The following is a 7,888-nucleotide window of genomic DNA, read 5'->3' on the forward strand; positions in this document are numbered from 1 at the left end:
CCTGTAGTTTGAGCTGTCGACGAACGCGTATCGTGGCTTAACCCCAAGAGCCGAGGTCATCGCCGGGGTGTGGTCGCCGTGGCCCGCAAACTTGCCGTTCTTCAGCACAAGATGTGGGTAGATGGCTCCGACTTCCGCTGGGGGTCGATGGACGCGACGGCATGATGCAAACCGCTCACCAGAACTGAACCTTACTGGACGCGTCCGAAGCCAGGACGATGGTCTGGAGGCAGCCGCAACTGACCGCCGCGCCCCGGGCGCGCCCTGGAGCGAGGTCCGATCCGATGCCGCTCGACGACAACGGCACGGCGCCCGCCGATGTCACGATCACGTTCCGCCCGAGTGCGAACTGAACGCCCCGTTCTGGTCATATGCGAGGTGAGTCCATCAGCCCGGTACCAGGCCTTTTTCCCGCAGCCACACAGGATTGAACAGGCGGGCAAAGTACAGGTCGCCACGATCGCACAGCAACGTGACGATGGTGTGCCCGGGCCCCATCTGCCGCGCCAGCCAGACGGCCGCCGCTACATTGATGCCGCTGGACCCGCCCACGAACAGCCCCTCCTCCCGCAGCAGGCGATACACCATCGTGACGCAACTTTGGTCATCGATGCGCACCGCGTCGTCCAGAGGCGTGCCTTCCAGGTTGGCGGTGACACGGCTGGAGCCAATGCCCTCCGTGATCGAGTTGCCTTCGGCCTTGATGTCGTGCGTTTTCACGAAACTGTATAGCCCGCTGCCGTGCGGGTCGGCCAGCACTGTTCTCACCTCCGGATTCTGTTCCTTGAGAAAACGCGCAACGCCTGCGAGCGTGCCGCCAGTCCCGGTGGCGCACACGAAAGCGTCCACCGTGCCAGCCGTGTCGCGCCAGATTTCCGGCCCGGTGGTTTCATAGTGGGCCTGCCGGTTCACGAGGTTGTCGAACTGGTTGGCCCAGATAGCGTTCCCGATCTCCTGCGCCAGACGGCCGGCGATCTTCTGATAATTGTCGGGATCCTTGTACGGCACCGCCGGGACCGGCCGCACCTGCGCGCCGAGTACGCGCAGGAGTTCCATTTTTTCCTGTGACTGGGTTTCCGGAATGACAATCACGCAACGATAACCACGCGCGGCGCAGATATGCGCCAGCCCGATGCCGGTATTGCCGGCGGTGCCCTCCACCACCGTGCCGCCCGCCTTGAGCACGCCACGCCGCTCGGCGTCCTGGATGATATAGAGCGCTGCGCGGTCTTTTACCGATCCGCCCGGATTCAGGAATTCCGCCTTGCCGAGAATTTCACAGCCTGTTTCGGCACTGAGCTTCGCAAGCCGGATCAGCGGCGTGTTGCCAATGCAGCCGGTGAAACCATGCTGTACATTCATGATGTCCCCTTCCATGCGATCAATCGTGATGAACGGCGCATGCACCCAGAATAGGTCGATAAACCCGGTTGACGCCACCCCTGCCCGGGTCGCCAGGCGGCAGCGTGCCGGTTCGGGCAGAGGATTGCGTGCGATTCGTCGTGCCGACTTCGCGCAGCCTGGCACCGGCGCGCGACATGATGTCGGGAATACGGAATGCACCGCCGATCTCCACCAGTTCCCCGCGCGACACGATCACTTCTTTCTTCAACGCCAGCGCCGACAGGGTCAGCAGCACCACGGCCGCGTTATTGTTCACGACGGTCGCGGCTTCCGCTCCAGTCAACTCGCAGATGAGTTCGTCGATCAGGTCGTCGCGGTCGCCGCGACTGCCCATGACAAGATTGAACTCGAGGTTCGCCGGACGCGTCAGCGCCTCGACCACCGCGCGCACGGCTTCGTCGGGCAGCAGCGCGCGGCCCAGGTTCGTGTGCAGCACCGTGCCGGTGAGATTGAACACCGTGTGCAGACAGGTCTGCGCACGCGCAGCCAGCACGCGGCCGGCCTGTGCAGCGATCTGCGTTTCATCGCACGAGGCTGCGGATCGCACACTGGCACGAGCCGCCGCGCCGCCTGCGTTCACGGCAGCGTCCTGCAAATCGCGCCGCAACGCATCCAGCGTGGCGCGCGCCGCGTCGACGACCTGCGTGCGACCATATTCGCCGAGCAACGGCTGCACCGCTGCTGATTGCATCACGCGCTCAACCGCCGCTACGTGCGCCAGCAGCGCATTCAATTCACTCCCCGATACTTCGCTCACGCCCTGCTTCTCCCGCTTATGCATCCGACGGCACTTCGGGCCAAAGCAGCGGATTCGGCCCGCTGCGCTGATAGCCCGCTTCGTTCATCAACAGATCGAGCGTGAGACTCGCGAGATCGTCGGCGAGCGGCTCGAAGTCGTAGTCTTTCTCCTGATAGCCGATCTTGCGATACGTATGGCACTCGTCGCACGATTCGGCCTTCAACGCTTCGTTGCCGCCTTCGATGCCGTGATACGCGATGCCTTTGGTCGAATCGCAATTCGAGCACTTCGTGCGGACCATGTGCCATTCGCTCGCACACAGGCCGCATTGCAGGTACCGGTAGCCCTGATACTGACCGCCGACGCGCACGATGCTCGCCACCGGTTGGCCGCCGCACGCCGGGCAGACGCCTGGCGTGTCGAGATACGGGATGTCGCGCGGATCGAGCCGGCTTGCAAGATCGGTCCAGACCACCTGCAACGCCGCCATGGTGAACGGCGCCGTAGCCGGCTCGATTTCAGCGTAGCGCTGGGCGAGGACCGCATCGGCCTGGGTGTCGAGTTCTTCTGCGCTTTTCGCGCGCATTCCATCGAGCACCTTTCCGAGCGTCGCTGTCACGGCGCCTGCCGCTTCGACGCCATCGAGCAGATGATGCAGCACGGCCTGCCACGCCGGATCACGCTCGGGCGACAGCGCTGGCACCAGCGGCATCGAATGCTGCAGTGCATGCGCGATCGCCTCGGCGGACGGTTTGTGCGCTTCGAAGTTTGCCAGCACCTGCTGTTGCGCATCGGCCAGCGAGGCCATCAGGCGCAAATAGCCGCCGATCGGATTGCTGTCTGCGAGCTTGCGCAGGCGCGACGCGCGCGTCGCGAATAGCGTGGCCCGCTCCGGCAGGCGGATACGTGGAATAGCCGAATGATCGAGCGATTCGATCTGACCAGGTTCTAGAATTCGTTGCACCACGGGGTGGGTGCCTCATGGAACGGGAAAACTATCAGTTGTTGGTGGGGTGCGTTGTTTTTGCTGCGCAAGCTTTTTGCTGTGCAGGCTTTCTGCTAACTCTGGTTTTCTATTGGCGTTGCCACTTGTTTGGGGCGTCTGCTTTCTGTGGCAGCCGAGGTGTTTTTTTGCTGCTGCGCGTGTTCTCCTGCGCGGCAAAAAAATTACTTAACACTCTCCCGAAACCACCGAGGATGATGCTTCCTGGCCCACCCGAGGGTAACGGTTCCGCGCACCATCGCGCCGATGGACCCTTTGACCCAAAGGGCGGGATAAACATGCACGACAATCCCGACGAGCAAAACAAACGCTGCAATCGCATGCACGACCGCCGCGAGGCGAATCACGTCAATCGGGAAAAAAAACGAAAAATACCGCCGCCATATCACGATTCCGCTTGCCAGCAGTAGCACCAGACAAGCCACCATTACAAAGAATAGCAGCTTCTGTCCGGCGTTGTAGCGGCCGATCTCAGGCAGTTTGTCCTCCTGGTTAGCGAGCACATCGTCGATCTGCCTGAGCCACTGGATGTCGCTCTTGTCCAGATAGTTGTGATGCCAGAAACGCAACGCAAGCATCAGGAACGACACGAACATCACCACGCCGACAAACGGATGCAGGATACGCGTCCATTGCCCACCGCCGAACAGCGCCGTCAGCCAGAACATCGACGGATGAAACAGCGCAAGACCGGACAACGCGAGCAGCACGAATGTGATCGCAGTGATCCAGTGGTTCGTGCGCTCGTTCGGCGAGTAGCGCACGATCAGGTTCGGGTCATCATGCTTCATCTGCGTGCTCCTGAGTTTGGCCCCCGCGTTGGTCCTTGATCCGCCGTGCTTCATCGCGCGCTGCCTGCTCGTCGTCTTCCGTCACATCATTCGGCCCAACCCGGGTGTAATGGAAAAACCCGCTCAGCGCCGCCAACGCAATGCCGGCCAGTGCAAGCGGTTTCGCAATGCCCTTCCACAACTGCACCATCGGGCTGATCCGCGGATTGTCCGGCAGCCCGTGATACAGCGAAGGCTTGTCCGCGTGGTGCAGCACGTACATCACGTGCGTGCCGCCGACGCCGGGCGGATCGTACAAGCCCGCGTGCTCGAAACCGCGTCCCTTCAGGTCCTCGATGCAGGCGCTCCGCCGCGTGCTGCTTCATGTCGTCCTTGGTGCCGAACACGATCGCGCCAGTCGGACAGGTCCTCTTCACCAGCACCTTGGCCGGGTCCTTCGGATCGGTCAGGTCGGCCAACGCCTTGCCGCTATATTCCATCGCCAGCTCTTCAGGCGTCGGACTTGCCGGGTTGGCATACGGCCAGGTCAGATTGACGATCGGGTCCGGAAACTTGCCGCCCTGGTCCTGATACATCTTGCGGATGCGCAGGAACAACCCCGACATGATCTCCAGGTCGCTCTTCGCTTCGCCCGGCGGCTGGACGCCCTGCCAATGCCACTGCAGCACGCGCCCCGAGTTGACGAGCGAGCCGCGCTCTTCGGCAAAGCAACTGGTCGGCAGCCGGAACACCTCGGTCTGGATCTTCGACGCATCGACGTCGTTGAACTCGCCATGGTTTTTCCAGAACTCCGACGTCTCGGTCGCGAGCGGGTCCATGATCGCGAACCACTTCAGCTTCGAAAAAGCAGCGGTCATCTTCGCCTTGTTCGGCGCGGCAGCAAGCGGATTGAAGCCCTGTGCGATGTAGCCGTTTACCTTGCCCTGGTCCATCAACTCGTACACCTGCAACATGTCGTACGATTTGTCGAGCTTCGGCAGGTAGTCGAAGCCCCAGTTGTTCGCGGCCGTCGCCGCGTCGCCCCACCATGCTTTCATCAGACTAACGAAGAAGCTTCGATAGTTCTTCCAGTAGCTCAACTGGTTCGGGCGCAACGGTTGCGGCGCACGCTTCGTGATGTATGCCTCGTAGTCCTGTTCGGCTTGCGACGGCAGCGTCATGTACCCCGGCAGCAGGTTCGACAACAGTCCGAGGTCCGTCAGTCCCTGGATGTTCGAGTGCCCGCGCAGCGCATTCATCCCGCCACCCGCGATGCCGATATTGCCGAGCAGCAGTTGCACCATCGCACCGGTGCGGATCATCTGTGAACCGACCGAATGCTGGGTCCAGCCGAGCGCATACATGATGGTGGCGGCGCGAATCGGCGACGCGGTGGACGCCAGCATCTCGCACACCTTCAGGAATTTATCCTTAGGCGTGCCACAGGTCTTCTCGACCATCTCCGGCGTGTAGCGCGCGTAGTGCTGCTTCATCAGGTTGTACACACAACGCGGATGTTGCAGGGTCGCATCCACCTTCACGAAGCCGTCGTCGCCGCGCTCGTAGTCCCACGTCGATTTGTCGGGGTAGCCGTGCTTGTCGGCGTCGTAACCCGAATAGAGCCCGTCGCTGAACGCGAAGTCCTCTCGCACGATGAACGACAGGTCCGTGTAGTTGCGCACGTACTCGTGCTGGATCTTGTCATTCGTCAGCAGGTAATTGATGATGCCGCCCAGGAAGACGATGTCGGTGCCGGTGCGAATCGGCGCGTAGTAGTCCGCGACCGATGCAGTCCGCGTAAAGCGCGGGTCGACCACGATCAGGCGCGCCTTGCGGTGGGCCTTTGCCTCCGTGACCCATTTGAAGCCGCACGGGTGTGCCTCGGCGGCGTTGCCGCCCATCGCCAGAATGATGTCCGCGTTCTTGATGTCGACCCAATGATTCGTCATCGCACCACGGCCAAACGTCGGGGCAAGACCTGCCACCGTCGGGCCGTGTCAGACACGCGCCTGGTTGTCGAAGCCCAGTAGCCCCATGCTGCGGGCCACCTTGTGCGTCAGGTAACCGACCTCGTTACTGCTCGCCGACGCGGCCAGCATACCGGTCGTCAGCCACCGGTTGACCTTCTTGCCGTCGTCCGTCGACTCGACAAAGTTGGCGTCGCGGTCTTCTTTCATCAGCTTTGCGATGCGATCGAGCGCGTCTTCCCACGAGATGCGCTGCCACTTGTCGGAACCAGGGGCGCGATATTCCGGATGGGTCAGACGGCTCGGGCTGTGAATGAAGTCGATCAGGCTTGCGCCCTTCGGGCATAGCGTGCCGCGATTGACCGGATGATCCGGGTCGCCTTCGATGTGGATGATGCTGGCCGTGGCGTTTTTTGCGCCATCGCCCAGACCGTACATCAGGACGCCGCAACCCACTGAACAATACGGGCAGGTGTTGCGGGTTTCAGTGGTACGCGCCAGCTTGTACTGCCGCACCTCCGCGAGCGCTGGTTCCGGCGAGAAGCCCATCAGGGCGATACTCGATCCGGCCAGCGATGTGGCGGTGACCTTCAGGAACTGGCGCCTCGTCAAATTGACCATGGTGGCGGCCCTCGGACGTAGACGTTGTGCATCAACTACCAGTATAGATAGCGATTTTCGAATATTCTGTCGGGTGGCCAGCGGAAAAACCCTCACTTGGCATACCAGATGAAGTGGTGAAGCGGGAGCGTGCGCTCGCTGAGGATGCCGAAGCGGTTCGCTAGTGCGCGGACGACAGCACGGCCGCGCGACCTGAGCCGGTCTGCGCGGCGATGTCCTGGGCGGTCATCCCGCGGTTGTCGCGCAGCGCCGGATCGGCGCCGCGCGCAAGCAGCAGCTTGATCGTGTGCGGATGATCGTAGCCGGCGGCCCACATCAGCGCGGTCAGGTTAATAATTCAATAAACTTCTAACTCATGACACTCGTCAGTTAAACCATTGAAATTGCGCTGATCTAACGGTGCATGGACAAGATGAATCTGAGCGAAGCCGAGCGCGAGGGATTGATGGCGATGCAGCGCAGTCGCACCATGGCCGTAGGTCAAGTGCGACGTGCGCGGCTGATCTTGCTGCTCGACCACGGGGCCTCGCGCGAGGCGATCATGAATGAGTTGCGGTGTGACTCGCGTTTCATCACGACCTGGAAGACCCGCTTCGCTGGGGAGCTCCCCCGCCTAGCTCAAGTCTATACAACGATGGCGCGTTTGATGAGACCGAGTCGGCCCGGCTCGAGCCGAAAGCGGCGGGCGAGAGCATACTGGCATCGGCTGACGATATCTCCGTTGAACACATCGGGGGACGAACATGCGCCTGATCGAACCAGATGAACACAAAGATTTTCTCGCGACCTTGCAGCGCAACGGTTTGGCAGAAGGAGATTTCGATCTTCGGGAAACCGACACGACAGACCCCAAGAGTGACGAGAACTGCGGTCTACAGGGCTATATCTGCATAACCAGGCTATCGACGCAGGTTACGAAGGAACACCCGTTATGCGATGAAAGCGATTGGCTACAGCATTTCACGAGAGATCTCGACGCGGGCGTCTTCGGCTGACCGGAATGAAATCACGGGCGCCATCGAAATCCGTGACCTGCGCTACGCGAACGCGAGCACAAAATCGAACCGGGCTGCCTTGCGCCCGCCATGGTCGTCGATCGTCATCAGCAGTCGGCGACCAAACAGGAAATCGCGAGCGTTGCGCTGCTCGCCCGGAAAGTAAAGTTGGGTCGTGAGGGTGGGCCCGTTCGGCGCTTGCACCGTCACATGGAAGTGTCGTGTGCGTCCCGGATACAGACCCGGCACGATGGTCTCGAGGCGATAGCGTCCCTCGCTGTCGGCGAATTGGTGACCACGCAGCCGGAACCCGTCGACGTCGTATTCCCCGGCGTCATTAGCGTGCCAGAAATCGAGCAAAGCCCCGGACACCGCCCTGCATCGTGTCC

General features: G+C 61.6%; 7 protein-coding genes and 5 pseudogenes. 3 read left to right on the forward strand and 9 right to left on the reverse strand.

The genetic code is table 11. The annotated features are described in order from the left end of the window. Positions 1 to 45 precede the first annotated feature (45 nt). Both P0D89_RS49595 and P0D89_RS49600 read left to right on the forward strand, forming a co-directional pair. A pseudogene (locus tag P0D89_RS49595) lies at positions 46 to 165 on the forward strand (IS110 family transposase); the annotation flags it as partial. A gap of 53 nt (positions 166 to 218) precedes the next feature. Then, complete coding sequence (locus tag P0D89_RS49600; RefSeq protein WP_408379172.1) at positions 219 to 353, forward strand: hypothetical protein; 135 nt, start codon at positions 219 to 221, stop codon at positions 351 to 353. Between the two features lie 34 nt (positions 354 to 387). Here P0D89_RS49600 and P0D89_RS49605 read toward each other — a convergent pair whose 3' ends face one another. From P0D89_RS49605 to P0D89_RS49640, 8 genes and pseudogenes are all read right to left on the reverse strand, one after another. Beyond that, a complete protein-coding gene (locus P0D89_RS49605; protein WP_408369694.1) occupies positions 388 to 1,362 on the reverse strand; it encodes a cysteine synthase A in 975 nt (324 codons plus the stop codon). A gap of 127 nt (positions 1,363 to 1,489) precedes the next feature. Next, positions 1,490 to 2,161: pseudogene (locus P0D89_RS49610) on the reverse strand (L-seryl-tRNA(Sec) selenium transferase); the annotation flags it as partial. Between the two features lie 16 nt (positions 2,162 to 2,177). Then, the gene (gene fdhE, locus P0D89_RS49615; RefSeq protein WP_408369676.1) at positions 2,178 to 3,110 is read right to left on the reverse strand and encodes a formate dehydrogenase accessory protein FdhE; all 933 of its coding nucleotides are present in this window, start codon (positions 3,108 to 3,110) and stop codon (positions 2,178 to 2,180) included. A gap of 200 nt (positions 3,111 to 3,310) precedes the next feature. Next, positions 3,311 to 3,937, reverse strand: coding sequence for a formate dehydrogenase subunit gamma (locus P0D89_RS49620; RefSeq protein WP_408369679.1), 627 nt, complete (start codon positions 3,935 to 3,937; stop codon positions 3,311 to 3,313). Next, positions 3,927 to 4,347, reverse strand: a pseudogene (locus tag P0D89_RS49625) (formate dehydrogenase N subunit beta transmembrane domain-containing protein); the annotation flags it as partial. The gene P0D89_RS49620 and the pseudogene P0D89_RS49625, both read right to left, overlap by 11 nt. After that, positions 4,345 to 6,504: pseudogene (gene fdnG / locus P0D89_RS49630) on the reverse strand (formate dehydrogenase-N subunit alpha); the annotation flags it as partial. The pseudogenes fdnG and P0D89_RS49625, both read right to left, overlap by 3 nt. Before the next feature lie 160 nt (positions 6,505 to 6,664). Then, positions 6,665 to 6,835 (reverse strand): annotated as a pseudogene (locus P0D89_RS49635) (ankyrin repeat domain-containing protein); the annotation flags it as partial. A 6-nt stretch (positions 6,836 to 6,841) separates the two neighbouring features. Further along, a complete protein-coding gene (locus tag P0D89_RS49640; RefSeq protein ID WP_408369688.1) occupies positions 6,842 to 7,024 on the reverse strand; it encodes a hypothetical protein in 183 nt (60 codons plus the stop codon). A 223-nt stretch (positions 7,025 to 7,247) separates the two neighbouring features. On the opposite strand from P0D89_RS49640, the gene P0D89_RS49645 reads away from it, so the two are divergent. Continuing rightward, positions 7,248 to 7,499, forward strand: a complete 252-nt coding sequence (locus P0D89_RS49645; protein WP_408369691.1) for a transcriptional regulator — start codon at positions 7,248 to 7,250, stop codon at positions 7,497 to 7,499. 42 nt (positions 7,500 to 7,541) lie between these two features. Here the strand turns inward: P0D89_RS49645 and P0D89_RS49650 are convergent. Further along, positions 7,542 to 7,888 (reverse strand): dioxygenase family protein (locus P0D89_RS49650; RefSeq protein ID WP_459252684.1); only part of this gene is annotated, 347 nt, incomplete at its 5' end.

It is taken from the genome of Paraburkholderia sp. RL18-085-BIA-A, assembly GCF_046027075.1.
Lineage (GTDB): Bacteria > Pseudomonadota > Gammaproteobacteria > Burkholderiales > Burkholderiaceae > Paraburkholderia.